Source organism: Rossellomorea aquimaris (genome assembly GCF_020171925.1).
GTDB classification, from domain to species: Bacteria; Bacillota; Bacilli; order Bacillales; family Bacillaceae_B; genus Rossellomorea; species Rossellomorea aquimaris_F.
The window spans coordinates 129888-156319 of the sequence record NZ_JAIVAR010000001.1 but is presented as its reverse complement, the minus strand read 5'-3'; the positions used below and the strand labels follow the sequence as shown (position 1 = coordinate 156319).

Sequence of the window (26432 nt, the reverse complement as noted above, 5' to 3'; positions counted from 1 at the left end):
ATCTATTGAGCTCATAATTCTTCTACAATGATTTGTTCATTGGTATATACACAAATCTCAGCAGCGATTTCGAGCGATGCTTTCGCGATTTCCTTTGCAGAAAGGTGCTCCCCTGAATATTTCTTCAGGGCACGGCCAGCCGAAAGCGCATAATTACCGCCTGAACCGATGGCGAGGATTCCATCATCCGGTTCAATTACCTCTCCTGTCCCAGATATCAGGAGTAGGTGATTCTCATTCATAACGATCAGCATTGCTTCTAGTTTCCTTAATACTTTATCACTTCTCCACTGCTTGGCAAGTTCGACAGCAGCCCTTTGAAGGTTTCCGTTGAATTCCTGAAGCTTTCCCTCAAACATCTCAGAAAGTGTAAAGGCATCAGCAACAGAACCTGCAAAACCGGCAAGAACTTTACCGTTGAACAATTTCCGTACTTTTTTTGCCGTGTGTTTCATCACGACCGCATTCCCGAATGTCACCTGACCGTCACCGGACATCGCGCATTCCCCTTTATGCTGCACTGCGAATATAGTGGTAGCGTGGAATTGATCCATCTAATGACCTCCAATATTAAGCACGAGGATGATGTGCCATATATGTTTTTCTTAACTGATCCTTTGTCACATGGGTGTAAACTTGGGTCGCAGAGAGATTCGCATGTCCAAGAAGCTCTTGGACCGTCCTCAAGTCTGCACCGTTATTTAATAAATGGGTTGCAAAGGTATGCCTAAGCATATGTGGACTTATTTTCGACGTCAACGAAGCCTTTTCCACGATCTTATTAAGGATCAACCTTATCCCCCTCGGTGTAAGTGCACCGCCGCGATGATTGACAAATACAGATGAATGGGTTTGTCCTTTCAGTAGCGCAGGCCTCGATTGCTGTATGTATGTGTTAAGTGCGTCATGGGCAAAACTCCCGAAAGGTACATATCTTTCTTTGTTTCCTTTTCCCTTCACAAGAATCGTAGATAGTGACAAATCGACATCTTTCAGTTGCAGGTTGGCACATTCGCTCACCCGGATCCCTGTACCGTAAAGAAGTTCAAATAGTGCTTTGTTGCGGATATCCAATGATGAATCCCCATCACAAGCATCAAGCAGGACCTGGACTTCTTGTTCATAAAAGAATTTTGGAAGCCGCTGCTCTTTCTTGGGGAGGTTCACAAAAGAAAAAGGATTGGCGGTGACCATCTCTTCCCGATTCAGGAACCTGTAGAAGCTTCTTAAGCTCGATATCTTCTTTGATATTGTAGCCCTCATTAACTTCCTTTCATGAAGTCCGGTCAAAAATAGCCTCGCATCGAAATATTCCACTTCCTCCAATGATTGAATACCCTGTTCTTTCATAAATACGTAGAATTCCTCAATATCATGACGATATTGTTCAAAAGTATAGGTGGAATACTGCTTTTCTATTTGTAAATATTCTATAAATGAATGTAATTGATCGGTCAATTTATTTGACATTTAATTAACACCTCACAAGGGCTCCTAAATAGTAACACAACCATCAAACCCATGCAATTAATTTTACACTTTTTTCGCAAAGTTCTGAATTGTTTCCCGTACTATTTATAATACCTCTTGTCGTCCTCATTCCCCTCGATTCTGACTGCTTTGTGCTAGAGGCGATTTTGTCCCAACAAAGGACGGTATCCTTATTAACATGTTATCCATAAGAATTGTACAACAATACATTCTATTTAAAAAGTTTAAAGCATATTTCCATTCTGACAGGCATTATAATGACTGATTCTAACATCATATGTATTCCTGTAATAAATCTACAGATTTGAAAGAAGTTTTACAGCAACTAAAAAACAGAAAAGAACTGACCCTAAAAGACAACAGCATTTTTGCCTTTAGGGACAGTCCCTCGTTACATTGTATAAGCAAGGTATAAAAGAAGCAATCGTTTTTTTAGACGATCTGTGTTATTTCTGTGCTTCTTCCTTGTAGTCACAGTTGGTACACTGAATTTGATTCCCTTTTTTCAGCTTTTTCTCCACTAGCAATTCAGAGCATTTCGGACATTTTCTTTCAATTGGCTTATCCCATGAAAGGAAATCACATTCAGGATATTGATCACAGCCGTAGAAAATACGCTTCTTCTTACTTTTTCTTTCTATTATATTCCCTTTTTCACATTTAGGGCATTTAACTCCTATTTCTTTGACGATCGGTTTCGTATTTCGGCAATCCGGGAAGTTACTGCAAGCCATGAACTTTCCGTAACGTCCCATTTTATATACCATGGGATGTCCGCATTCCTCGCAGTCCTCTCCAGCGGGTTCATCCCTGATCTCGATCTTTTCCATTTCATTCTCCGCTTTGACCAAATGCTTTTCAAAATCCTGATAGAATTCATCAATGATTCTTTCCCATTTCACTTTGCCGTCCTCAATGTCATCGAGGCTTCTTTCCATATTTGCCGTGAACTCGACATCAATGATCTCTGGGAAGAATTCCCTGACTAATTCAAGGACGATTTCCCCAAGCTCAGTAGGGATGAAACGTTTATTATCAAGAGACACATATCCACGTCTTTGTATGGTATCAAGCGTTGGTGCATAGGTAGACGGGCGGCCGATACCTAATTCTTCAAGCGTCTTGACAAGCCTTGCCTCCGTATATCTTGGCGGTGGTTGAGTGAAATGCTGCTTTGGATCGATCAGTTCGCTCTTCACCTGGTCTTTCTCTTGAAGCTCGGGAAGGAGATTATCCTTCTCTTCCTTCTGGTCATCGGACCCTTCGACATACACTTTCATAAAACCTGGGAATTTCACTTTGGAGCCGTTCGCCCTGAAATATACAGGCCCATTTACCAAATCGACACTCATCGTATCCATAATGGCAGGGGCCATTTGGCTTGCCACAAAACGTTCCCATACCAATTTGTAAAGACGGTATTGATCCCTGGACAGGAATTCTTTTACCGATCCTGGATCCCTTAATGTGCTTGTTGGTCGGATTGCTTCGTGGGCATCCTGTGCTTTTTGCTGCTTCTTGTCTTTCCTCTCGGATTGCCTTACAAATTCATTACCGTACTTTGTGGTGATGTATTCACTCGCTTCTTTCTGTGCCACTTCAGAAGTACGGGTGGAATCGGTTCTCATATAAGTAATCAATCCGACGGTGCCTTCTTTACCAATTTCGATTCCTTCATATAGTTGCTGTGCAAGCATCATTGTCTTCTTTGCACGGAAGTTAAGTTTCCTTGCAGCTTCTTGTTGAAGGGAAGATGTGGTGAAAGGGGGAGCGGGGTTACGCTTCCTTTCCCTTTTTGTCACTTTGTCGACTTCAAAGGATTTCCCCTTGACCTTCTCAAGGACGGATTTCACTTCATCTTCGTTTTTCAATTCTACTTTCTTTCCATCCAGTCCATAGAAAGAAGCTTGAAATACCTCTTGGTCTTTTTTGAATTCGGCTTCAATGGACCAATACTCTTCCGGCTGGAAATTCTTTATCTCATTTTCACGGTCGATGATCAACCTGACTGCGACTGACTGTACCCTTCCTGCACTCAAGCCCTTTTTGACTTTCTTCCATAGTAATGGGCTTATGTTATAACCAACCAGCCTGTCTAGAATCCTTCTTGCCTGTTGCGCATCCACAAGGTCCATATTGATTGGACGGGGATGCTTGAAGGATTCTTTAATGGCATCTTTTGTGATCTCATTGAATACAACACGGCACTGGGATTCAGTATCCATGTCCAAGCTGTGCGCAAGATGCCATGCAATTGCTTCCCCTTCTCTGTCGGGGTCGGCAGCGAGAAAGATTTTTTTCGCTTTTTTTGCGGCCGTCTTAAGCTCTTTTAAGACTGGCCCTTTTCCTCTAATGGTTATATATTTCGGTTCGTATTCTTTTTCTACATCGACACCCATTTGACTTTTTGGTAAATCCCTCACATGTCCCATGGATGCCCTTACTTTATATTTTTTCCCTAAATAACGTTCGATGGTTTTCGCCTTGGCGGGCGATTCCACAATTACTAAATAATCTGCCATCCAATATGCCTCCTTGAAGAGGATAGTATTCACTGTGTATTTTTAAATAATCAGTATAGTAGTCTTCACCGGGTAAACGGTTTCACAGCGTCCTATACTACATTAAGTGTTTCATTCAGTGCGGAGTTTTCCACTCCTTTTATCTGTTTAACTTCTCTTCTATTGATTTCGATACCTGTTGCAAAATGTATAACAGTTTGAAAAGAATTGCAACCTTTTTGTATGATTTATTCCTATTTATTCTCTGTTTTCCAATCAAAAACCTACTTTATTAAAAGATTTTATATTATTTCCTTCAACTTTATACATGGAGCTCAGAAAAAATATCTTCTATTGATAGGACCATTTTTGCTCCTTCTTTGATTAATAAATTGGTCCCTTCTGAAAATTTATGATTTACCGACCCAGGGATGCAAAGAATTTCCCTTCCTTCATTCAATGCATAGTCCGCGGTTATGAACGTACCGCTCTTCTTCTCTGCTTCGGTTATCAACACGGCATGGGATAAACCGCTTATGATTCGATTCCTGAATGGAAACTGCCATTTCTGAGGTTTACTGAATGGGGGATATTCGGATATGAGAAGGTGATTCTCCATCATATACTCTGCTAATTCTTTATTTTCACGTGGGTAAATATGATTGAATCCTCCTGCTATAACACCGATTGTCGAGCCTCGTGATTTTATGGCCAGTTTATGAGCCATTGTATCGGCTCCTTTAGCAAGTCCGCTGACAATTGTAATGTCCCTTGCACTTAGGGCGGGCATAAATCCTTCTAGAATTTCTTCGGAATAGGAAGTGGCTTGCCTTGAACCCACAACCGCAAGTTTTCTCTTCGATTGAAGCAGCTCTTTTTTTCCTTTAAGGAAAAGGACGAGTGGAGGATCATATACATGTTTCAATAGTTCTGGGTACCCTTTATCATAGACGGATAACCAATGTATATTGTTTCTACGATAATATTCTTCGTATTCCTGAAATGGGAGTGTGTGTAGATCCTTGTGGAATAACCGTGAATTCTCTGAAGTGGTTTGTGATAATTGTTGGAGTGAGGCAGGTGATAATCGATAGATAGCTGAAGGAGACGAAACACGGGATAACAGCAGCTTGGTCCCTTTCAATCCAAGACCCCTGCAATGTTGCATAGTAAAGAGCAGCCGACTGAGTTCTTTCATTCAGACCTCCTGAAATATAGTTTAATAGAAAGCAGACGTGGGGGGCTGGGATTGACAAGACCAGCCTTCCACGTCTGTATGATTAATGAGTCTTACACTTATCGAAGATGCCTTCTTCTTTAAGTACCTTGATCAAGGTTTCACCCATATCTGATGGAGTTGGAGCCACTTGGATTCCACACTCGTTCATTACTCGGATCTTCTCATCCGCAGTTCCTTTACCGCCAGAAATGATTGCACCAGCATGCCCCATACGTTTTCCTGGAGGCGCCGTGCGTCCACCGATAAATCCTACTACAGGTTTCGTCATGTTGGCTTTGATCCACTCGGCTGCTTCTTCTTCTGCAGTTCCTCCGATTTCACCGATCATGATGACAGCGTATGTGTCTTCATCTTCATTGAATGCTTTTAATACATCGATGAAGTCTGTGCCGTTTACTGGGTCTCCCCCGATACCAACGGCAGTCGATTGACCGATCCCAGCTTGAGAAAGTTGATGAACTGCTTCATATGTCAATGTACCTGAACGGGATACAACCCCTACATGACCTTTTGTATGAATGTAACCAGGCATGATACCGATTTTACATTCTTCAGGAGTAATGACTCCAGGGCAGTTCGGCCCTACTAGGCGTGTTTTCTTGCCTTCCATATAACGTTTCACTTTGACCATATCGAGTACTGGGATATGCTCTGTGATACAGATCGCCAAATCAAGTTCAGCATCCACTGCTTCGAGGATTGCGTCCGCTGCAAATGGAGCAGGAACATAGATGACCGAAGCATTTGCTCCAGTGGCTTTCTTTGCTTCTTCAACCGTATTGAAGACAGGAACACCTTCCACTTCCGTTCCGCCTTTACCAGGTGTAACACCCGCTACGATCTGTGTACCGTATTCAAGCATTTGTTTTGTATGGAAAAGTGCTGTAGATCCAGTGATACCTTGTACAACAACTTTTGTATCCTTATTAATAAATACGCTCATTAGTCCCCCGCCTTTCTTAGCCTACTTGCTCAACGATTTTTTGTGCGCCGTCTGCCATTGATTCAGCTGCGATGATATTAAGACCTGATTTGTTCAGGATATCTTTACCAAGGTCAACGTTTGTTCCTTCAAGGCGTACAACTAATGGTACTTCAAGACCGATCTGCTTAGCTGCCTCAACGACACCAGTAGCGATGACATCACATTTCATGATCCCACCGAAGATATTGACAAAGATTCCTTTTACATTCTCATCAGAAAGGATGATCTTGAATGCTTCCGTTACTTTCTCAGCCGTTGCACCGCCCCCTACATCAAGGAAGTTTGCCGGGTCTCCACCGTAATGCTTGACGATGTCCATTGTTGCCATCGCAAGTCCTGCACCATTAACCATGCAACCGATGTTACCGTCTAGTGAGATATAGCTCAGGTCGTATTTAGAAGCTTCAATTTCTTTTGCATCTTCTTCTTCAAGGTCACGAAGTTCAATCACATCTTTCTGACGGTATAATGCATTTGAATCGAAGTTGAATTTCGCATCCAAAGCCATAACGTTCCCGTCACCTGTGACAACCAATGGGTTGATCTCAACGATTGATGCATCTTTTTGAACGTAAACGTTATAAAGACCAAGCATGAACTTTGCGGCTTTATTCACCAATTCTTTCGGAATATTGATGTTGAATGCAATTCGGCGTGCCTGGAATCCAGTCAGACCGACTACAGGGTCGATATACTCTTTAAAGATTTTTTCAGGAGTCGCTGCCGCCACTTCCTCGATTTCAGTTCCGCCTTCTTCAGATGCCATTAACACAACTTGTGAAGTCGCACGGTCCAATACTAGACCAACATAATATTCTTTTTTGATATCACAACCCTCTTCGATAAGTAAGCGCTTTACTTCCTTACCCTCTGGGCCCGTTTGATGAGTAACCAATGTTTTTCCCAGTAACTCTTCTGCATATGTACGCACTTCGTCAAGGCTCTTCGCGATCTTGACACCGCCAGCTTTTCCTCGACCACCTGCGTGGATTTGAGCTTTTACTACGTAAACGCTTGAGTCAAGCGTCTTAGCCGCTTCTACTGCTTCTTCAGCCGTGAAAGCCACTTTACCATTCGGTACGGACACCCCGTAATTTCTGAGGATTTCTTTACCTTGATATTCATGGATATTCATTTTCCATCCTCCTATCAAACTCTTCAAAAAATAGACTGCGCTTTCATTGTATAAAATGACAGATTATCTGTCTACCATTATGCTAAAAATATTATATTAATTTAAAAATTCCGAACAATCCCTGGGCTTTTTCACAATATTTAGCGGGTTGACATCTTAATTTTCATTCCATTTTATTATTCTTGTAAAATTATTTTGACTCAATTTCAAACTACTTTGACTTTCGTTTCTTTTCTCCCAGTTCTTTATCGAGTCTGTATACAAAAGCAAATACTTCCGCTACAGCTCCATACAGTTCTTCAGGTATGGACTCCCCGATATCAAGCTTGCCAAGCAACGATAGAAGGCTTTTATCCTCTTGAATGACAACCCCATGTTCATTCGCTTTAGAAATAATATTTTCTGCAACGAACCCTTTCCCTTTAGCCAGCACTTTAGGGGCTGATTCTCCGGACTGTTCATAACCAAGGGCGATCGCTTCTTTTCTTGGCTCTGATTTCATATCTTCAGATCAACTCCCGAATACGTAACATTCTGCATCTCTTGATCTTTTATCTGTTCTATATCCTTTTGATCAGCCGGTTTTTTCACTCTCACCGAAGAAAGTTGGTAATCCATTCTTTGAAGTGATTCTTTAAGGGCAGGAATGAAAGGTTGTACATATTCGTCCACTGATTCCTGTTCATTCCAGATCGATAATGAAATCACCCTATTTTGAACGTGCATATCAACGAGCGTTTCTTGGAGACTATCCAATTGAAGATAAAACAAGATTCTGCAATGATCACTGTCGATTTTCCCCTTTTCCTTCTCCTTACCCATCCACTGCACGGTTAGATCTGTTTGCCGCCCGAATAAAAGGAGAGGAAATTGTTGGACAATGTTCATGATGGAGGATTGCTCCCCTGAAATCAATGCTGGATGGTTCATTTTCAGCACGAGTCTTTCAGCAATATCCTGTATTTCCGCGTCAGGATGTTGAAGGATCAATTGTGTGAGTTTTTCTTTAAGTGTAGTCGAAGAAGAGATTTGCGACTGGGTGTGAAGCCGGGATTCTAAATTAAATCCGAATGTGCGGATCATCGTTTTCAAGGCCTGTCCCAATTCTTCTCCCCTAAGATTCGAGATCACTTCAGCCTCTATTCCTGCCCTTATCATGTTGAAGACTTTCCCCTCATTCGATTCAGGGACCGGCCCCCATTTCGAAAGAAGGTTGTCGAATTTGCTTTCCAGTCTTTTGATTCGCTCATCACCCATCAAATCAATCAATTGACCGCCGATCTTGGAAATAGGCAATTGCTTTATTCCAGATTCAAAGAGTAATTTCACTACCTGATCGATGGTTTTTTTATCCGCTGCGCCTCCAACGCTGATTTCGGCAGCTAGCTTCGAAATGACAGGTTCCAATTCATGAATGGCATCCAGAGGCTTCTGGTTGATCAAATCCTTCATATTCGACAAGAATGCATGGAGTTGTTTGGTTGTGATACCTGCCTGTAGCAATGAGCTCGAAAACGAATTGATCAGTGCTTCTTTCATCTGTTGAAACGGAAGCTCCACTGGAAGGATCCCCAACGACTTCAACAGTCCGAAGTTCGCGAGTCTGCTAGAAAAGGCTTCCCCCTGATTCAACGCATTCTCCATTGCTTTTACAGCCACTTGCTTGGCAAGTGTGAGTTGAAGCGGGCTTTGAATCTTTTTGATGAGATCGATCGTTTCCTCATCAGAACCAGACGCTGATAAGCGGGCACTAAGATCGTTCAACAGTCCACTGAATGTATCCTTTCCCTTTCCCGCTTCTAATGACAGCAGCACCCTTTCAGACAACGGCAAATGGGCTTTCAGCATGTCAATCAGTACGGGAAGGCGTGTGTTCAGGTTTCCTGAAGTAAGCTGTTCAGAAGCAAATTGAATCAGTTCTCCAGTGACTTGGATCTTATGATTGACCATTTCCATGACAGCTTTCAGCAGTACCTGATTGGCAGGCTGACTATGTAAGTGCTGAATCAATGCTTGCGCCACATTCTTGCTGGTTTTATCACCAGTGATTTTATGGATGAGACTGAGGCTTAACTGATCCTCGACTTGATTCACCCTCACCAAATAATTACTTCCTGCCTCAAGGGGTGCATCGAGCTTTGCAATGAATGTACGTCCTGAGGAAGATACCTCAGCCATGCCTGCTCCTATCAGCTTGTGGACCAAAACAGGAAGAACCTTTCCATTCTGCAAAGTAAACGGTTTTCCCCTTACTTGATAAGAAGGATGTGAATAATTGGCCCCTTGAATGTCATTCATCTCTTATTACTCCCTTGTCACTTCCGTTCATAGTCTTTAATCGGAGCGAAACTCCTTCTATGAATCGGCGTTACTCCTTTTTCTTGTAGCCCTTCCAGGTGTTCCCTCGTCCCATAACCGGCATTTTGTCCGAATCCATAGCCAGGGTATGTGACCTCATATTCTTTCATCAATTTATCACGTGTCACTTTGGCAACGATTGAAGCAGCAGCAATCGAGATACTTTTGGCATCCCCTTTTATAATTGACTCCTGAGGATACGGGGTTTGAAGCTTCATCGCATCGATCAGGAGATAGTGAGGGTTACAGCCAAGGTCCAGAATGGCTTGAAGCATCGCTTTCTTGGTCGCTTCATAAATATTGATCGAATCGATTACATCCGCTTCAATCATCCCGATGCCTACGGAATGAGCTTCCTTCATGATCACGTCGAAGTACTCTTCCCTCTTCGATTGGGATAGTTTTTTACTATCATTGAGACCTGCAAGGTAAAAGTCCTGCGGCAAAATGACCGCAGCAGCGACTACCGGTCCTGCCAGTGGCCCCCTTCCTACCTCATCTATGCCTGCAATCAATGAAAATCCTTCTCCGTATAATTTCTTCTCGAAAGCAGTCAGCTTCTCAAAGTCTTCTCTTTCTTTTATGAGCCTTTGCTGTTTCCGGTAAAAGTCGTTTATCGCTTTTTGAACACCTTTCCTTTTATCCTTCTGAAGTTGTTCAAAAATCGGATCTTCTTCTTCTAACTGTTCTACAAGCGTCTTGATTTCTTTGACTGTCATGTTATTCAGTTCCAATGTATGGGCTCTCCTTTTCTATATATCGGATCAAACTTACAAAAATAAAGAGGCATCCATAAAGGGTATAAACCTCTTTAGAGAGCCTCAATCTATCTTTTATTCCTCTTCTCTGTCCATTTCTTCAATCATATCGAAAGTCATAGGACCAAGCTGCACATTTCTAATATCGCGGATGATCACTTCTGAAGTTTTATCATAATCGACTTCGCCCCCAGCCATCAAGCACCCGCGCTTCTTACCTACTGCATCGAATTTCGCAAGGACTTCCTCGGGAATTTCTTCAAGACCGTATCGTTCTTTAAACCGTTCAGGATAGTGCGCCTCTAGAAACCTTAAACCATATAGGGCTATATCCTGTAAATTCAGGATGGTATCTTTGATTGCGCCGGTGAGGGCAAGTTTATAACCAACTTGCTCATCTTCGAATTTGGGCCAAAGGATCCCTGGTGTATCAAGCAGCTCAAGTTCTTTTCCGACTTTTATCCATTGCTGTGCCTTCGTTACACCTGGAGTATTTCCAGTCTTGGCGATATTCTTTTTTACAAGCCGATTGATCAATGTGGATTTCCCTACGTTCGGTATTCCTACAATCATGGCTCTTATTGCGCGCGGTCTCATTCCGCGGGACTTCATACGGTCAAATTTCTCTTTTAAGATATCCTTCGCTGATGCAACGATCGAATGGAGCCCTTTTCCAGCTTGCGCATTGACGGCAAGTGCCGTAACGCCTTGTTCTTCGAAATAAGAGATCCATTGGTCGGTTCTCACCGGATCTGCCATATCTGCCTTATTAAGCAGGACGAGCCTCGGCTTCTGTCCGATGATTTCCTCAATCATTGGATTCCTCGAAGACAACGGGATGCGGGCATCCACCAATTCAATCACGATGTCGACCAGCTTTAATTTTTCCGTAACCTGCCTACGGGCTTTAGCCATATGTCCCGGAAACCATTGTATCGTCATATGACCACCTCCAAACTGCTATTTTCTCTCATATTTTTTGCCTTATTGGAGACAAGCATTTTACTATTTATTATTCCACCAGACCCATATCTTTAACAGGCCAGTAGATGAATTTTGTATCACCGATCACTTCTTCAAAAGGGACCGTTCCGATATGACGGCTGTCCTTACTGAATCGACGGTTATCACCCATGACGAAGATCTGACCTTCTGGCACCGTCTCTCTATCAATGATGTCTTTCAGTGTGAAGTCTTTTGTTAAAGGACCATCGCTCACTTGATTTTTATACTCATCTAAATAAGGTTCTTTATATGCTTTTCCATTTACATATAACGTGTCATTCTTATATTCTATCTTATCGCCGGGCAATCCGATGACCCTCTTGATATAATCTTTATGCTCGGGTGCATGGAAGACCACAATGTCAAACCGATCTGGTTCACCCAGCTTACTGACGATCATACGATCTCCATTATGTAAAGTGGGCATCATTGATAATCCATCGACCACAATGGGTGCGAACAGGAAATACCGGATGATTGCTGCCATACCGACGGCAATCAACAAAGCTTTCATCCACTCCCACCACTCGTTTTTCTCTTTTGCCAACACATCCACCACCCAATGATTTTCTATTTCTGCTGTTATCTATTCTACTAAAAAACCATTCAATTCTCATCTATAATGAAGAGAATTACTCCTTTAGCCCCAACCTCAAATAGAGTTAGCAATACGCCTCTCATTTAGGAATGTCGTAAAAGGAAGGAAAAGCGTTAAAATGAAGAAAAGGAGCTTGTCTCCAAGCTCCTTTTCGTACATTCTTGATTATCGAATTTCTTTAATACGAGCCGCTTTACCGCGAAGGTTGCGCAAGTAGTAAAGTTTCGCACGACGGACTTTACCGCGACGTACAACTTCTAATTTAGCGATTTTTGGTGTGTGTACAGGGAATGTACGCTCAACACCTACACCGTAAGAAATTTTACGAACAGTGAAAGTTTCGCTGATTCCGCCACCACGGCGTTTGATTACTACACCTTCGTATACCTGAATACGTTCACGAGTACCCTCAACGATGTTAACGTGTACACGTACAGTATCACCAGGACGGAAAGATGGTAGATCAGAGCGAAGCTGTTCTTTCGTGATATCTTCGATTAATTTGTGCATCTTTTTCAACTCCTTCCAACAGATGCTCTTACAAAAGCGATTGATTGCAGCGGAACATCGGGATCAGTAGCATAGGGGATAACCCCTCAAGCCACAAAGAATATATTAACACACGGGAACCGAGTATGCAATAGATTATCAGGACTTTTTAAATTCTTCGATCCACTGTTTTTGCTTATCAGATAGTTCGATCTGTTCGAGTAAGTCCGGCCTTCTCATAAAGGTCCTTCTGAAGCTCTCTTTCTCTCTCCATTCGTCTATTAACTTATGGTTTCCAGAGATCAATTCATGGGGTACCTTCATTCCCCTGAAATCAGAAGGACGTGTATAGTGAGGGTGTTCCAATAGGCCTGAAGAAAATGAGTCCAGTACAGGGGAGTCTTCATTTCCGAGAACACCCGGAAGCAGCCTCACTACACTATCGATGACCACCATCGCTCCAAGTTCCCCACCAGTCAACACATAGTCGCCAATTGAAATCTCATCAGTCACGATATGTTCCCTGATTCTCTCATCATAGCCCTCATAGTGGCCACAGATGAAGATCAAATGCTCTTCTTTCGCCAATTCCTCCGCCTTCGCCTGGGTATAGCGTTCTCCCTGGGGACACATCAAAATGACACGCGGTTTTGTTTCCTGTTCCTTCGTTAGGCTTTCCACCGCATCAAAGATCGGCTGAGGTTTCAGCACCATACCGGCTCCCCCACCGTAAGGATAATCATCCACCTGATTATGTTTATTGTCAGCATACTCCCTGAAGTTGACAACATTATATGCGGCAGCGTTCTTTTCATTGGCTTTCTTCAGGATCGACTCTCCGAATACACCTTCAAACATCGAAGGGAACAGCGATAAAACATCGATCTTCATCATGAAAGCAGTCCTTCCATTGGATCAATGGTAATCAACCCTTTTTCAATATCGATTTCCTTTACAACATCCTCGATATAAGGGATCAAATGCTCCTTGCCCCTCTCTCCCTTGACGACCCATACATCATTCGCACCGGGGCTTAGGATCTCTCTCACGGTTCCGATTTCCCCACCGTCAGAGGTAACCACCTTGCAGCCAACGATTTCATGATAATAGTACTCGCCTTCTTCGAGTTCCTGCAATTGATCTTCCTTTACCTTGAGGACGCCTTCTTTAAATATCTCCACCTGATTGATATCGTGGTACCCCTCAAATGTTAAAAGATCAAAATTTTTATGAGTCCTGTGAGATTCAATGATCAGTGAAACGGGTTCTTTCTTTTTGGGCAAAAAAAGGTGAAGCTCGTTCCCTTTTTGATAACGTTCATTGGGAAAGTCGGTGCTTGAAACAACCTTCACTTCCCCTTTGACTCCATGCGTATTGACAATTTTGCCTACATTAAACCATTTTTCCATACTTCCACCTCTTGCTGTCACCGGATTTCTTTAACAATTCCATCTTCAATTACAATTGTTTTTGTCAACGCCTCTTCATCCCAATTGTCACCAACTTGGATATCTATCATACCTTGCACTTCCTTTTCTTTCAATTCACTGCCGATCGGAAGGATTTCAAGCTGCTCCAATTGAAAGTCCAAGAGTTTAATTTTCTCAAGTTTCTCGTCCATTTCCTTTTGAAAATGCTGACTTAATTTGTGGGAAGGATATTTCTTCGCTCGTTCGATCTTTTTCCATTCAAATTGCAATTGCTCATGCTCTCGCTTCAGTTGAATCTTTTGGTTTTCGTACCTCTTGAAAAGGAGTTCTTTCGTACTCCGGGTCAGAACCTGTTTGACCGTGATGGTATGTATGATATTCAACGCTTCGTCCCCCTCCTTATTTCACCCCCAGAGATGACTGATAAGGATGTTTCCCAAGGGAGTTCCCTAGATTGAATGAGTTTCGGATATGAAAAAGGGGACTGACTTTGATAAGGCTATATGAACCTTTTGGGTCAGTCCCCTATTCCCATAGATATGGTCGATCGCGGTTATAATCCGCTTCTACTCGACAATCTCCAAGAAAATTTTCTTTTGTTGTGAAGATCCTGCTGCAGCGTATACCACAGTTCGAATCGATTTAGCTACTCTCCCTTGCTTCCCGATCACCTTTCCCATGTCCTCGGGATGAACGGATAACTTATACGTTGTTCCGTTCGTCCCTTCCTCGATGTCGAGGTGAACATCTTCTGGATGGTCAACCAAGGGTTTCACAATCGTTAGAATAAGATCTTTCATCGATCGAATCGATTACTTGCTGTTTTTAGCATTGTGGAATTTTTCCATAATGCCTTGTTTAGAGAATAAGTTGCGAACTGTGTCAGATGGTTTCGCACCATTTGATAACCATTTAAGAGCTAGCTCTTCGTCGATTTTCACTTCAGCTGGTTTAGCAACCGGGTTGTAAGTTCCAACTGTTTCGATTTGACGTCCATCACGTGGTGAACGAGAATCTGCAACTACGATACGATAGAAAGGAGATTTTTTTGCTCCCATACGTTTTAATCTGATTTTTACTGCCATTATTAAAGCACCTCCGAATAGTTTCACACAAGTTAGTATGATATCAAATGTGTATTTTGTTTGTAAAGTGTTTTTTCTTAACAGTTCAATTTTTTTTAATGAAATTGAACAAATTAACCTACATGAATGGGAATTTCATCCCTTTTTTCTTACCTTTCCCCTGCATGCCGCTCATTTGCTTCATCATTTTTTTCATGTCTTCAAATTGCTTGAGAAGACGGTTCACTTCCTGAATGGATGTCCCGCTTCCTTTCGCAATCCGTTTACGGCGGCTTGCATTAATGGTTTCAGGGTGGACCTTTTCATTCTTAGTCATTGATTGAATGATTGCTTCGACATGACCAATCTGCTTTTCATCGACCTGAAGCTTATCCAGGCCTTTCATTTTGTTCGCGCCCGGCATCATCTTCAACAACTCATCGAGTGGTCCCATTTGCCTTACCTGTCCCAATTGTTCCAGGAAGTCATCGAATGTAAATGACATGGTACGCATTTTCTTCTCGAGTTCTTTGGCCTTTTCCTCATCCACATTGGCTTGCGCCTTTTCAATGAGAGATAGGACATCTCCCATGCCAAGGATCCTTGAAGCCATTCGCTCTGGATGGAATGGCTCGAGCGCATCCATCTTCTCTCCCATACCAACGAACTTGATCGGTTTATTGGTTACGGATCGGATGGATAGTGCCGCCCCTCCTCGTGTATCACCATCAAGCTTGGTTAAGACTACGCCAGTGATGCCCAGTGCTTCGTTGAAGCTATCTGCAACATTCACGGCATCTTGACCCGTCATGGCATCGACTACGAGGAAGATTTCGTCTGGGTTCGAGAGTTCCTTGATTTCTTTCAATTCCCCCATCAGGTTCTCGTCAATATGAAGGCGCCCCGCTGTATCGATGAGGACATAGTCGTGATGTTCTTCTTTTGCCTTCTCGATGGCCTGCTTCGCGATTTCGACCGGGCTCACTTGATCCCCAAGGGAGAAGACAGGTAAGCTCAGCTGCTTTCCGACCGTTTCCAGCTGTTTAATAGCTGCTGGTCGGTAAATATCTGCAGCAACGAGCAAAGGCTTACGGTTATGTTTCTTTCTAAGCAGGTTTGCGAGCTTTCCAGTGGTCGTCGTCTTACCTGCACCTTGCAGACCCACCATCATGATGACAGTTGGAGGCCTTTTGGCAACGGCAATCTGACTTTGCTCACCGCCCATCAATTCAGTAAGTTCTTCTTGTACCACCTTGATGACTTGTTGTCCGGGAGTCAGACTCTTCATGACTTCCTGTCCGACAGCACGCTCACTTACTTTTTTGACGAATTGCTTGACCACTTTAAAGTTAACGTCCGCTTCCAGGAGTGCCAGACGGACTTCACGCATCATTTCTTTAACATCCGCTTCTGAAATCTTACCTTTACCACGGATTTTTTGTATTGTACCTTGCAGTCGGTCGGCTAAACCTTCAAATGCCATTCATGCCGCCTCCTAATCCAATATTTCAAGATCATCAATGAGTTTCAGACAGAATGAAGAATCGATTGATGAACCTTCGAGACTGTTTCTGAGTTGAGCAAGAATCTCGTTCTTATCTTGAAATTTCTTAAATAATAAAAGTTTCTCTTCGTACTCCTCAAGCATGGACTCTGTACGTTTGATATTATCGTATACAGCTTGTCTCGATACGTTGTACTCTTCGGCAATTTCACCAAGTGAGAAATCATCGAGATAATAGAGGGACATATAACTTCGTTGTTTTGGTGTCAACAAAGATTGATAAAAGTCGTAGAGATAATTCATTCTCGTTGTTTTCTCTAGCACGATATCCCTCCTTGTTAAGTGAAAAACCTTTACATATGAAGAATACAGATTCTACGCGTATTTGTCAAGGTTTCATGACTATTTTTTCATTTTATTTATGTTCATGACGATAAAGAAAAAGCAGCCAACGAAGCTGCTTTTCTTCTTGTTTAGCCCTGATGAACACCGTCGCCCGATTCGTGCAAGACTTCGCTTTCCGCGGGTAACAAGCGAGACCCTCGTAGCTGAAAATCGGTTTGAATCAACAATATTCTTAAACAGAGCTTTTATTAACCTTCTTCTTGATCTACCAAATTCGAGAATAGTCCATATACATATTTCTCTGCATCGAAAGGTTGGAGGTCGTCCATCTTCTCTCCGAGGCCAACGTATTTGACTGGTACGTTCAGTTCGTTACGGATGGCAAGGACGATCCCACCTTTGGCAGTCCCGTCAAGCTTCGTCAGTACGATGCCTGATACATCAGTCGCTTCCTTGAATGTCTTTGCCTGTACCATCGCATTTTGACCGGTCGTCGCATCCAGTACGAGCAGGACTTCATGGGGTGCTCCCGGTATCTCCCTTTCAATGACACGCTTCACTTTTTCCAATTCTTTCATCAGGTTCACTTTATTTTGCAAGCGTCCAGCTGTATCGCAGATCAAGATATCCGCTTTTTTCGCTTTGGCCGACTGAACGGCATCGAACATGACTGCTGCAGGGTCGCTACCGGCAGCCTGTTTGATGACGGAAACACCGACTCTTTCTCCCCACACTTCCAATTGTTCGATTGCACCTGCACGGAACGTATCGCCAGCAGCAAGTACTACATTCTTTCCTTCTTCCTTGAACATATGCGCCATTTTACCAATGGTGGTGGTCTTCCCCACACCGTTGACTCCGACAAACAGAATTACGGTCAGTTCATTCTCCTGAATATTGAGTGAACTGTCATCATCGTGGTCCCCTTGATAAATTTCAACCAGCTTTTCTGAAATGACCGGCTGGATTTCTTGTGTATCCTGGATATTCCTTCGCTTCACTTCCATTTTCAGTTCATCGACAAGCTCCATCACTGTATCGAATCCGACGTCCGCGCCGATCAGGATTTCTTCAAGCTCTTCAAAGAAGTCTTCATCCACTTTTCGATAGCGCGCAACAAGATCGTTGACTTTTGACGTGAAGTTGTTACGGGTTTTACTTAACCCGTCCTTAAACTTCTCTGTCACATTGTCACTGGATTGAGTGAATTTATCTTTAAGTTTTTTGAAAAAACTCATCCTTAAACACCTCGCCTAATTAGTTTCAAGTAATTCGTTTGTTTCTTGGAGTCTTACAGATACAAGCTTGGACACACCCGATTCCTGCATCGTAACCCCATATAGTACATGTGCTTCCTCCATCGTTCCTTTACGATGGGTGATGACGATGAATTGTGTGTCATCACTGAAATTCTTCAGGTATTGACTGAATCGCTGAACATTCGCTTCATCCAAAGCCGCTTCGACTTCATCTAGGATACAGAACGGTACGGGACGAATTTTAAGGATGGAGAACAAGAGGGCAATCGCTGTCAACGCCCTTTCCCCGCCGGACATCAGTCCAAGGTTTTGAAGCTTCTTCCCGGGAGGCTGTGCGACGATATCCACACCTGTATGAAGAAGATCTGATGGGTCCGTAAGTTTGAGCTCGGCACGGCCGCCACCAAACAGCGCTTTAAAGACACCCTCGAATTCAACTTGTATGGAACTGAATGTTTGATCGAAGCGCCTGATCATCTCAGTATCCATCTCATTGATGACTTGATAGAGTGTATCCTTCGCTTCTGTAAGATCTTCCTTCTGTTCCAGCAAGAACTCATATCGTTCCTTCACACGATCATACTCATCGATGGCCCCTATATTTACTGTTCCGAGTTCTTCAAGAGCCAACTTGACAAGTTTCACTTTTTTGCGCGCTTCGTCAACTTCTATGGTCAGGGGATAGTCTTCCTTGGCAGCCTCAAACGAAAGCATGTATTCCTCTCTCAAATGATCGAGACGGTTTTCGAGTTCAACGTCCAAACGATTGATCTTCACTTCTTCGTCTTTCAGGGCATTCACAAGCCCCTTATGTTGGCGCTTGATTTCTTTTAACTCCAGCTCTTCTTCCTCGATGGATTGTTGAAGCTTCGATCTTTCTTCGCGTCTAACAGAGATTAATTCCGTCGTCTCTGACTTCTGGACGGCACATCGATCTGCTTCTTCTACAAGTTGTTTCTCCCCGGAGAAATTATCTTTCATTTCGGTCTGCAGCCACTCTAGATCTTCTCTAAGGGTCTTCAGCCTTTTGTCGGTTTCCACAACGGTTTCATTGACACGTTCCAATTGTTTCCTTGAATTTACGAGCTGTTCATTTCTTGCTGCCAAACGTGCTTTCATGTCGCTTATTTCATCTGACAGAGCTTCTTTAGAGGTTCTCTCTGAGTTCTTTTGAGCGGTCAGTTCTTCAATCTTTACATGAAGCTCCTCCACTTCATCCCCGATTGCTGCTAAAAGCTTATTCAATTCTTCTGTTCTGGAATCATGCTTTTCTTTTATCGATGTATAGTCTTTCTTTTCAAGATCATAAAGGGAAAGTCTTTCATCGAGATTTTGCTGAGAGAGTTCATTTTCCCTCAACTGGGATAAGAGTTCCTGTTCCTTTAAGCGCTGACGCTCTCCGGCCACTCTCATTTCCTCCAATTTCTTCTCCCTGAAAGTGGTTTCTTCCTTTAGGGATTTCACCTGTACCTGCAACTGTTCGGTTTTGCTTTCCATGTCTGAAAGCTTTTCTTTCATTTCTTCGAGCTCACCTTTTCTCGAAAGAAGTGAATTCTTCTTCTGCTTCGTGGTCCCCCCACTCATGGAACCACCAGGGTTGACAACATCCCCCTCAAGCGTGACAAGACGATATCGATATTGGATCAGTTTGGCAATTTCACCTGCGCCTTTCAAATCCTTCGTGATGAGGACATTCCCTAGCAGATTGGACATGATTTTGTCATAACGCGGGTCATAGTTGATGAGTTCCGATCCGACGCCTATGAATGATGGATGCCCCTTCAGCATATTCAATTGGCTTTCTGAGATGACTTTCCCTTTCATAACATCCATTGGCAGGAACGTGGCACGTCCATATTGATTTCTCTTCAAATACCCGATTGCTTTACGACCGTCTTCTTCGGTTGCCGTGACAATATGCTGCATGGAAGCTGCGAGTGCTGTTTCCATTGCGGTTTCATATTGCTTTGGCACCCCGATCAGCTCTGCCACTGCCCCTTCAATCCCAGTCAAGACACCATCACGTGCTTTCAGTACTTCTTTTACACCCTGGAAGAAACCGGAATAGTCATCCTCCATTTCTTCAAGCAATTCCTTTCTGGACTTAGCCTGCTGAAGGTATTGAAAAGCCTGATAGAGGGTTTTTTCTTGTTTCTCATACTTCAACCTTGCTGATTCGAGTTTCTTTTGTTCTTCTCTGAATAAGTGAATATGTTCTTCTATCTTTTCTTTTTGCTGTTGTAATTCCCTTGAAAGTTCACTATGTTGACTGTGAAGTTCTTCCCGTTGAATGACATATTTTTCATTCTCTGCTTCCAATCTTCCACTTCTGTTGGATTGCTGTTCAAGCTGCTGTTGAAGGTATTGAATTTCATTCTTAGCCGATGCCTGCTGATTAAGCTTCTCAATGTAATCACTTTTGTACGATTCAATGATTTCTTCAATGTTTTCGCTGTAGTGAGTCAGTTGCCTCTGTTTGTCGGATAATTCCTGTTTGAGGCTTGTGACCTCTGTCTCGATTTCATTGAATTCCTCTTGAAGGCTGCTTCTTTCCGCGGACAATTGGACCAACCTTTGCTCTGTTTCAGCGATTGACTGCTTCAATTGTGATTCATTCGTAGAAGAGTTCTTCTTGCGTTCAATAAGGACTTGCTTTCTCCCTTCGAGCTTCTCGAGCTCCTCGCTTGTAGAAAGCAATATCCCCTGAAGATCATTCACGGATTCATCAAGTGCGGCTATCCTATCCCGCGTCTGTGCGAGTGCAGCTTCTTTCGTCTGGATATGAGAAGAAAGAGCAAGTTCTTCATTCCCATGCTTCTCAAAGTCGACACTCAACCTTTCCCATTGCTTATGTAGGTCTTCAATGTCATGGACGGTAAGAGCCACTTCGAATTTCTCAAGCTCGTCTTTCTTCTCAAGGTAATCACGCGCCATCGACGCCTGGATCTTCAGTGGCTCAACCTGACCTTCTAATTCATGCAGGATATCGTTTACACGATTCAGGTTTTCCTGAGTCTCAAACAATTTGGACTCGGCTTTCTTTTTTCTTGATTTATATTTCAATACCCCGGCCGCTTCTTCAAATATCGTTCTTCTTTCTTCGGGTTTACTATTCAGTATTTCTTCGACTTTCCCCTGACTTATGATAGAGAAAGCCTCTTTCCCGAGACCTGAATCCATGAACAGTTCGATAATATCTTTCAACCTACACGGTTGCTTATTCAATAGATACTCGCTGTCTCCAGAACGATATACTCTTCTTGTTACACTTACTTCACTATATTCAATCGGCAGTGCTCCATCTTCATTGTCTAAAACAAGCGTGACTTCGGCTATATTCAGCGCCTTCCTGGAGTCGCTTCCTGCGAAGATGACATCTTCCATTTTCGAGCCACGGAGACTTTTGGCGGACTGCTCCCCCAAAACCCACCGGATGGCATCGATGATATTGCTCTTTCCACTGCCGTTCGGTCCCACCACTGCCGTGACACCTGGTACGAATTCTACTGAAATTCTTTCTGCAAAAGACTTAAACCCCATTACTTCCAATTGTTTGAGGAACATCTTCTTTCCCCCTATTTCACATCTAACGTTTGTTTTAACTTTTCAAGTGCTTTCTGGGCAGCCTGCTGCTCCGCTTCTTTTTTCGAGCGACCTTTCCCGATACCAAGTTCTTCATCATTCAAACAAACACGCGAGATGAACTGGCGATTGTGTGCTGGCCCACTTTCTTCTAGGATTCCGTATTCAATCATGCCTGCGTTCCCCCTTTGGACGAACTCCTGCAATTGACTTTTATAATCCATCACATGAGAAAAAGCACCGATATTTATTTTAGGATAGACAACTTTTTCAAGAACACTGACCACGGCATCCAGACCCATGTCGAGATAGACCGCTCCGATGAATGCTTCGAAGACATCTGCCAAGAGAGCGGGTCTTTCCCTTCCCCCCGTCATCTCTTCTCCCTTGCCAAGGAGGATCAATTCCCCAAAGTTCATTTCTTTAGAGAATTTGACCAGTGAAGGCTCACATACAATGGCAGCTCTCAGCTTAGTCAGTTCCCCTTCGCTCATCATCGGATATTTCTTGAATAAGAATTGTGAAACGGTCAGTTCCAATACTGCGTCTCCAAGGAATTCGAGACGTTCGTTGTCTTCGTATGGTTTTTTTCGATGCTCATTCACATAGGATGAATGAGTGAAAGCTTGTTTAAGAAGCTTTTCGTCTTGGAATTTCAATCCTAGTTCTTCTTGGAATTTCTTGAATTTCAAATCATTTTTTTGTTTTAACATTCCTTTGTTTCTACTATGCTTTCGCATAAAGCACTCCACCTTGCTCTTTAGGTTCTCGAATATACACTAATCAAGTTTATGATAAATGGTACAAATAATCAAAAGTTTATTTAATTCTAAAACATGAATTGCCTGCTTGGATGCCGCAGTTGATTTCTACTTTTAACGTTCTAGACGATTCATATAAAACGCGCTTGATAAAAACAGAAAAAACTTGGCAGAGGGACTCTGCCAAGTTTGAAATGGTGAATGCGGGTCCGTTTTAGGCCCTGCATTCAATCTAACGATTATGCGTTTGCTTTTATGTAGTTCACAGCATCACCTACTGTGCCAATTTTCTCAGCATCATCGTCAGAAATTTCCATATCGAATTCATCTTCAAGTTCCATAACCAACTCAACTACATCAAGGGAGTCTGCTCCTAAATCTTCTTTGAAAGAAGCTTCAAGAGTCACTTGAGATTCATCTACACCAAGACGATCAACAATGATTTTCGTTACACGATCTAATACTTCTGCCATATTTGTCACCTCCCCTCAAGTATTATAGTGTATTACAGCCTGCAATGAAAAGAATTTAAGGTATTTTCATTAAAATTCCTTCGAACAGCCTTAGTTGAACAGGGTTACATCACCATTCCGCCATCGATGTGAAGAGTCTGGCCCGTCATATAAGATGACGAATCTGATGCAATAAAGCCCACAACCTTGGCAATGTCTTTAGGGTCACCAAAACGATTCAAAGGAATCTGCTTCAACATTTCATTCCGGACATCTTCTGGAAGTTGATCTGTCATATCGGTGGATATAAAGCCAGGGGCAATGGCATTCACCGTGATCCCCCGTGGTGCAAGTTCCTTCGCAGCCGTCTTCGTCAAACCGATGACACCGGATTTGGCTGCTACATAGTTAGCCTGTCCCGGATTCCCACTCACGCCAACAATGGATGAGATGTTGATGATACGTCCGCTTCTTTGTTTCATCATCTGTCTTGTTGCCGCTTTTGTACAAAGGAATACTCCTTTGAGATTGATGTTGATGACATCATCCCATTCATTTTCCTTCATGCGCATCAATAAATTATCTTTCGTGATGCCGGCGTTATTGACTAGTATGTCCAATGAACCGAACTGACTGATCGTCTCTTTCACCATGGACTGAACGGATTCACCGTCCGCAACATTGCATTGGAAAGCGATTGCTTCACTTCCAAGAGATTTGATTTCATCAACCACTTCATTGGCTTTCGCTTCACTGCCGGAATAATTGACGACAACCTTGGCACCTTCACGTGCAAGTTCGAGAGCGATTTCTTTTCCGATCCCTCTGGAGGCACCTGTCACAAGTGCCACTTTACCATCTAAATTCATCTATTGTTCCCCCTTCAACTTTTCAATTGCTTCAGCTAGGGAGGCCTCATCCTGAACCGCAAATGTTTTCACACGGCGATTCACTTTTTTGATGAGTCCTGATAATACTTTACCTGAACCAATCTCCACAAATGTGTCGACTCCTAAATCCAATAGTTTTTCAACCGTATCTTCCCACAGTACAGGGGAATAAAGCTGCTCGATCAGTAACCGTTTGATTTCCTCTGCACCTTGGACAGGAGAAGCAGTCACATTGGCGATTACAGGGATACTTGCATCGTTAATGCTGACTGAATCAAGAATGCCGACAAACTTTTCAGCAGCAGGTTTCATTAGTTGAGAGTGGAAAGGACCACTGACTTGAAGCGGGATCACCCTTTTGGCTCCTCCGTCTTTCGCAAGGTTCGACGCTGCCTCCACTCCTGCAACTGTTCCTGAAATGACAATCTGTCCCGGACAATTCAGGTTGGCAAGTCCGACAGAATGACCTTCTTCACTCACTCGATCCGTGATTTCTTTAAGGGCTTCCCTATCCATCCCAAGAACAGCTGCCATCGTCCCTTCACCACTAGGAACCGCTTCTTCCATGAACTCCCCTCTTTTTCGGACAGCATAGACTGCATCCTCGAAAGAAAGTGATCCGGAAGCCACCAATGCGGAATATTCACCTAAACTATGACCGGCAGTGTAATCAGCTTGTATGCCTTCTTGTTTCAAACGATCAAGGATGGCTATACTCGTTGTCAATAATGCAGGCTGCGCATTCGTTGTTTGGGTCAATTCTTCCTGCGGTCCTTCGAATATGATGGAAGACAGATCAGTACCGAGCTTGCTATCCGCTTTTTGAAAATATCTTCCGACTTCCTCGTACTTGTCAGCGAGTTCCTTTCCCATTCCGACTGTTTGGGAACCTTGTCCAGGGAATACAAATGCTACTTTACTCATATGCATCTCCTCCTTTTACAGCTTCCTTGATTGTATTTGAAACATCGTTTTTCACCATTTCCCTAGCTTGCCTCATCGCATTGAATAAAGCTACGCTATTGGATGACCCGTGAGCCTTGATGACAGGTGCATTCAGTCCGAATAATCCTGCCCCTCCGTATTCTGTGTAATCAAGCATGCCTTTCAACCCTTTCAGGTCGTTCTTTATAAGCCCGGCAGCCAGCTTGTTTTTGACAGAGGAAGTCAATGTATCCTTTAATAATGAGAAAATCGACAATGCCGTTCCTTCGATTGTCTTCAACACCATGTTCCCGGTAAAGCCATCGGTTACCACGACATCCGCGACACCATTCAATAAATCGCGTGATTCTACATTCCCGATGAAATTCACTGGGGCATCTTTCATCAGATTGAACGTCTTCTTCGTCAGCTCGTTCCCTTTCTTATCCTCAGTACCGATATTCAACAGTCCTACCCTTGGCTGATCGACACCCCTTACCTTCTCGGCATAGATGCTGCCCATGATGCTGTATTGAACAAGGTGCTCCGGCTTCGCATCTACGTTTGCACCTAGATCAAGCATTAAGAAGCCGGTTCCATCTAAGGTTGGGAGTGTAGGGGCTAGCGCTGGACGCTCGATTCCTTCGATCCTGCCTACGATGAATAATCCCGCTGTCATCAGGGCACCGGTATTCCCCGCTGATATGCAGGCATCCGCTTCCCCATTCTTCACTGCCTGAGCCATCAATACCATGGAAGAATTTTTCTTCCTTTTCACAGCGCGCACCGGTTCATCAGTACCTTCGATCACTTCATCCGTATGGAAGATGGTTAATCGATCGTGCTCAGGTAGCCACTCCTTGATTTGATCTTCGTCGCCATAGAGCATGACCTCTATATCCTGAAACTCTTCCAGAGCTTTCTTGACACCAAGGACAATCTCTTTAGGTGCATGATCTCCGCCCATTGCATCAACGGCTAACTTCATCTATGCTTCATCCTTTTCCACTTTATTCGATCTGTACATTTCGAAGTCCCCTCTAAATACGAGTTCTCCTCCGACATAACTATTTACTTCTACCATTGTTCGATCCTTTAAATCTTCTATATGTATGACCTTCGCCTTTGCCACGACCCTCTCGCCTTCCGTTACCGGTCGCGTGAACCGGATCGTGGACTTGGCAGTCAGGGCAAGTTCATCATTTATGACTGCTACGGCCAATGAGTTCGCCTGCGCAAATAGATGATGCCCACGTGCAATCCTATTCCTGACAAAGACATGTTCGGCCTTTACGTCGAATATTGAAATTGCACTATCATCCAAGTCTATATCAATGATTTCCCCGATGACCTCTTCTATCGGCAGTGACTTCACTTCGTCTTCGAACGACTTTTCAGCTACGTTCTTGATGCGTTCCCGCAGTTCGGGTATAGAAAGCTCCATTCGGTCAAGACGGATAGTTTGAACGCTCACACTGAACCGTTCTGCCAATTCCTCATCCGTAATGAATGGGTTTTCGTTAATGGTTTCTATTAGATTTGATTGTCTTTCTTTTTTTGAAAGTCTCATTTATTAACACCGTCCGCTATTAGTACTAGGTACTAATAGTAGTATATAAGCTAAAAAGGCAGATTGCAAGAATTAATCCTGCAATCCGCCT

27 protein-coding genes are annotated in these 26432 nt (G+C 43.2%); all 27 read right to left on the bottom strand.

Annotated features, from left to right (window positions below; translation table 11 throughout):
* Window positions 1-11: 11 nt before the first annotated feature.
* The 27 genes from hslV to fapR all read right to left on the bottom strand — a co-directional run bounded on the left by hslV (window position 12) and on the right by fapR (window position 26341).
* Entirely contained in the window at window positions 12-554 is a 543-nt protein-coding gene (hslV, locus tag LCM10_RS00785) for an ATP-dependent protease subunit HslV (protein ID WP_224873927.1), read from the bottom strand.
* A gap of 16 nt (window positions 555-570) precedes the next feature.
* The gene (xerC, locus tag LCM10_RS00780) at window positions 571-1470 is read right to left on the bottom strand and encodes a tyrosine recombinase XerC (protein WP_224873926.1); all 900 of its coding nucleotides are present in this window, start codon (window positions 1468-1470) and stop codon (window positions 571-573) included.
* Window positions 1471-1937: 467 nt separating this feature from the next.
* Window positions 1938-4013, bottom strand: a complete 2076-nt coding sequence (gene topA / locus LCM10_RS00775; protein ID WP_224873925.1) for a type I DNA topoisomerase — start codon at window positions 4011-4013, stop codon at window positions 1938-1940.
* A gap of 301 nt (window positions 4014-4314) precedes the next feature.
* On the bottom strand, window positions 4315-5190 hold the full coding sequence (gene dprA, locus LCM10_RS00770; RefSeq protein WP_224873924.1) for a DNA-processing protein DprA: 876 nt from the start codon (window positions 5188-5190) through the stop codon (window positions 4315-4317).
* Between the two features lie 82 nt (window positions 5191-5272).
* On the bottom strand, window positions 5273-6175 hold the full coding sequence (sucD, locus tag LCM10_RS00765) for a succinate--CoA ligase subunit alpha (protein ID WP_224873923.1): 903 nt from the start codon (window positions 6173-6175) through the stop codon (window positions 5273-5275).
* A gap of 16 nt (window positions 6176-6191) precedes the next feature.
* Window positions 6192-7352: an ADP-forming succinate--CoA ligase subunit beta gene (gene sucC / locus LCM10_RS00760; RefSeq protein ID WP_224873922.1), complete on the bottom strand. Its 1161-nt coding sequence runs from the start codon at window positions 7350-7352 to the stop codon at window positions 6192-6194.
* Window positions 7353-7563: 211 nt separating this feature from the next.
* Entirely contained in the window at window positions 7564-7854 is a 291-nt protein-coding gene (locus tag LCM10_RS00755; protein ID WP_224873921.1) for an EscU/YscU/HrcU family type III secretion system export apparatus switch protein, read from the bottom strand.
* Complete coding sequence (locus LCM10_RS00750) at window positions 7851-9650, bottom strand: hypothetical protein (protein WP_224873920.1); 1800 nt, start codon at window positions 9648-9650, stop codon at window positions 7851-7853. The genes LCM10_RS00755 and LCM10_RS00750 overlap by 4 nt, the downstream gene beginning before the upstream one ends.
* Before the next feature lie 17 nt (window positions 9651-9667).
* Complete coding sequence (locus LCM10_RS00745) at window positions 9668-10438, bottom strand: ribonuclease HII (protein WP_224875558.1); 771 nt, start codon at window positions 10436-10438, stop codon at window positions 9668-9670.
* A 105-nt stretch (window positions 10439-10543) separates the two neighbouring features.
* On the bottom strand, window positions 10544-11410 hold the full coding sequence (ylqF, locus tag LCM10_RS00740; protein ID WP_224873919.1) for a ribosome biogenesis GTPase YlqF: 867 nt from the start codon (window positions 11408-11410) through the stop codon (window positions 10544-10546).
* Between the two features lie 70 nt (window positions 11411-11480).
* The gene (gene lepB, locus LCM10_RS00735) at window positions 11481-12020 is read right to left on the bottom strand and encodes a signal peptidase I (RefSeq protein WP_318247459.1); all 540 of its coding nucleotides are present in this window, start codon (window positions 12018-12020) and stop codon (window positions 11481-11483) included.
* A 216-nt stretch (window positions 12021-12236) separates the two neighbouring features.
* Window positions 12237-12581 (bottom strand): 50S ribosomal protein L19, encoded by a 345-nt coding sequence (gene rplS / locus LCM10_RS00730; RefSeq protein ID WP_175988950.1) that lies wholly within the window; start codon window positions 12579-12581, stop codon window positions 12237-12239.
* 138 nt (window positions 12582-12719) lie between these two features.
* Window positions 12720-13451, bottom strand: coding sequence for a tRNA (guanosine(37)-N1)-methyltransferase TrmD (gene trmD / locus LCM10_RS00725; protein ID WP_224875556.1), 732 nt, complete (start codon window positions 13449-13451; stop codon window positions 12720-12722).
* Window positions 13451-13969 carry a ribosome maturation factor RimM gene (gene rimM, locus LCM10_RS00720; RefSeq protein WP_224873918.1) on the bottom strand — a complete coding sequence of 173 codons (519 nt, stop codon included), beginning with the start codon at window positions 13967-13969 and terminating at the stop codon, window positions 13451-13453. The genes trmD and rimM overlap by 1 nt, the downstream gene beginning before the upstream one ends.
* 17 nt (window positions 13970-13986) lie before the next feature.
* Complete coding sequence (locus tag LCM10_RS00715) at window positions 13987-14373, bottom strand: YlqD family protein (protein ID WP_224873917.1); 387 nt, start codon at window positions 14371-14373, stop codon at window positions 13987-13989.
* A 183-nt stretch (window positions 14374-14556) separates the two neighbouring features.
* Complete coding sequence (locus tag LCM10_RS00710; RefSeq protein WP_224873916.1) at window positions 14557-14790, bottom strand: KH domain-containing protein; 234 nt, start codon at window positions 14788-14790, stop codon at window positions 14557-14559.
* Window positions 14791-14802: 12 nt separating this feature from the next.
* Window positions 14803-15075: a 30S ribosomal protein S16 gene (gene rpsP / locus LCM10_RS00705; RefSeq protein ID WP_032088859.1), complete on the bottom strand. Its 273-nt coding sequence runs from the start codon at window positions 15073-15075 to the stop codon at window positions 14803-14805.
* Between the two features lie 118 nt (window positions 15076-15193).
* Window positions 15194-16537: a signal recognition particle protein gene (gene ffh, locus LCM10_RS00700; protein WP_224873915.1), complete on the bottom strand. Its 1344-nt coding sequence runs from the start codon at window positions 16535-16537 to the stop codon at window positions 15194-15196.
* Between the two features lie 12 nt (window positions 16538-16549).
* On the bottom strand, window positions 16550-16882 hold the full coding sequence (locus LCM10_RS00695; RefSeq protein ID WP_224873914.1) for a putative DNA-binding protein: 333 nt from the start codon (window positions 16880-16882) through the stop codon (window positions 16550-16552).
* A 269-nt stretch (window positions 16883-17151) separates the two neighbouring features.
* On the bottom strand, window positions 17152-18141 hold the full coding sequence (gene ftsY / locus LCM10_RS00690; protein ID WP_224873913.1) for a signal recognition particle-docking protein FtsY: 990 nt from the start codon (window positions 18139-18141) through the stop codon (window positions 17152-17154).
* Window positions 18142-18156: 15 nt separating this feature from the next.
* Window positions 18157-21726: a chromosome segregation protein SMC gene (gene smc / locus LCM10_RS00685; RefSeq protein ID WP_224873912.1), complete on the bottom strand. Its 3570-nt coding sequence runs from the start codon at window positions 21724-21726 to the stop codon at window positions 18157-18159.
* An 11-nt stretch (window positions 21727-21737) separates the two neighbouring features.
* Window positions 21738-22484: a ribonuclease III gene (gene rnc, locus LCM10_RS00680; RefSeq protein ID WP_224873911.1), complete on the bottom strand. Its 747-nt coding sequence runs from the start codon at window positions 22482-22484 to the stop codon at window positions 21738-21740.
* A 260-nt stretch (window positions 22485-22744) separates the two neighbouring features.
* Window positions 22745-22978 (bottom strand): acyl carrier protein, encoded by a 234-nt coding sequence (gene acpP / locus LCM10_RS00675; RefSeq protein WP_032088865.1) that lies wholly within the window; start codon window positions 22976-22978, stop codon window positions 22745-22747.
* A 104-nt stretch (window positions 22979-23082) separates the two neighbouring features.
* Entirely contained in the window at window positions 23083-23826 is a 744-nt protein-coding gene (gene fabG / locus LCM10_RS00670) for a 3-oxoacyl-[acyl-carrier-protein] reductase (protein ID WP_224873910.1), read from the bottom strand.
* Complete coding sequence (fabD, locus tag LCM10_RS00665; RefSeq protein ID WP_224873909.1) at window positions 23827-24771, bottom strand: ACP S-malonyltransferase; 945 nt, start codon at window positions 24769-24771, stop codon at window positions 23827-23829.
* The gene (plsX, locus tag LCM10_RS00660) at window positions 24764-25759 is read right to left on the bottom strand and encodes a phosphate acyltransferase PlsX (RefSeq protein ID WP_224873908.1); all 996 of its coding nucleotides are present in this window, start codon (window positions 25757-25759) and stop codon (window positions 24764-24766) included. Before plsX ends, fabD begins: the two co-directional genes overlap by 8 nt.
* A complete protein-coding gene (fapR, locus tag LCM10_RS00655) occupies window positions 25760-26341 on the bottom strand; it encodes a transcription factor FapR (RefSeq protein ID WP_224873907.1) in 582 nt (193 codons plus the stop codon).
* Window positions 26342-26432 lie beyond the last annotated feature (91 nt).

Coding starts and splice junctions, on each gene's coding strand:
- hslV (WP_224873927.1), bottom strand. CDS start 554: ATGGATCAATTCCACGCTACCACTATATTCGCAGTGCAGCATAAAGGG.
- xerC (WP_224873926.1), bottom strand. CDS start 1,470: ATGTCAAATAAATTGACCGATCAATTACATTCATTTATAGAATATTTA.
- topA (WP_224873925.1), bottom strand. CDS start 4,013: ATGGCAGATTATTTAGTAATTGTGGAATCGCCCGCCAAGGCGAAAACC.
- dprA (WP_224873924.1), bottom strand. CDS start 5,190: ATGAAAGAACTCAGTCGGCTGCTCTTTACTATGCAACATTGCAGGGGT.
- sucD (WP_224873923.1), bottom strand. CDS start 6,175: ATGAGCGTATTTATTAATAAGGATACAAAAGTTGTTGTACAAGGTATC.
- sucC (WP_224873922.1), bottom strand. CDS start 7,352: ATGAATATCCATGAATATCAAGGTAAAGAAATCCTCAGAAATTACGGG.
- LCM10_RS00755 (WP_224873921.1), bottom strand. CDS start 7,854: ATGAAATCAGAGCCAAGAAAAGAAGCGATCGCCCTTGGTTATGAACAG.
- LCM10_RS00750 (WP_224873920.1), bottom strand. CDS start 9,650: ATGAATGACATTCAAGGGGCCAATTATTCACATCCTTCTTATCAAGTA.
- ylqF (WP_224873919.1), bottom strand. CDS start 11,410: ATGACGATACAATGGTTTCCGGGACATATGGCTAAAGCCCGTAGGCAG.
- rplS (WP_175988950.1), bottom strand. CDS start 12,581: ATGCACAAATTAATCGAAGATATCACGAAAGAACAGCTTCGCTCTGAT.
- trmD (WP_224875556.1), bottom strand. CDS start 13,451: ATGAAGATCGATGTTTTATCGCTGTTCCCTTCGATGTTTGAAGGTGTA.
- rimM (WP_224873918.1), bottom strand. CDS start 13,969: ATGGAAAAATGGTTTAATGTAGGCAAAATTGTCAATACGCATGGAGTC.
- LCM10_RS00710 (WP_224873916.1), bottom strand. CDS start 14,790: ATGAAAGATCTTATTCTAACGATTGTGAAACCCTTGGTTGACCATCCA.
- rpsP (WP_032088859.1), bottom strand. CDS start 15,075: ATGGCAGTAAAAATCAGATTAAAACGTATGGGAGCAAAAAAATCTCCT.
- ffh (WP_224873915.1), bottom strand. CDS start 16,537: ATGGCATTTGAAGGTTTAGCCGACCGACTGCAAGGTACAATACAAAAA.
- ftsY (WP_224873913.1), bottom strand. CDS start 18,141: ATGAGTTTTTTCAAAAAACTTAAAGATAAATTCACTCAATCCAGTGAC.
- smc (WP_224873912.1), bottom strand. CDS start 21,726: ATGTTCCTCAAACAATTGGAAGTAATGGGGTTTAAGTCTTTTGCAGAA.
- rnc (WP_224873911.1), bottom strand. CDS start 22,484: ATGCGAAAGCATAGTAGAAACAAAGGAATGTTAAAACAAAAAAATGAT.
- acpP (WP_032088865.1), bottom strand. CDS start 22,978: ATGGCAGAAGTATTAGATCGTGTAACGAAAATCATTGTTGATCGTCTT.
- fabG (WP_224873910.1), bottom strand. CDS start 23,826: ATGAATTTAGATGGTAAAGTGGCACTTGTGACAGGTGCCTCCAGAGGG.
- fabD (WP_224873909.1), bottom strand. CDS start 24,771: ATGAGTAAAGTAGCATTTGTATTCCCTGGACAAGGTTCCCAAACAGTC.
- plsX (WP_224873908.1), bottom strand. CDS start 25,759: ATGAAGTTAGCCGTTGATGCAATGGGCGGAGATCATGCACCTAAAGAG.
- fapR (WP_224873907.1), bottom strand. CDS start 26,341: ATGAGACTTTCAAAAAAAGAAAGACAATCAAATCTAATAGAAACCATT.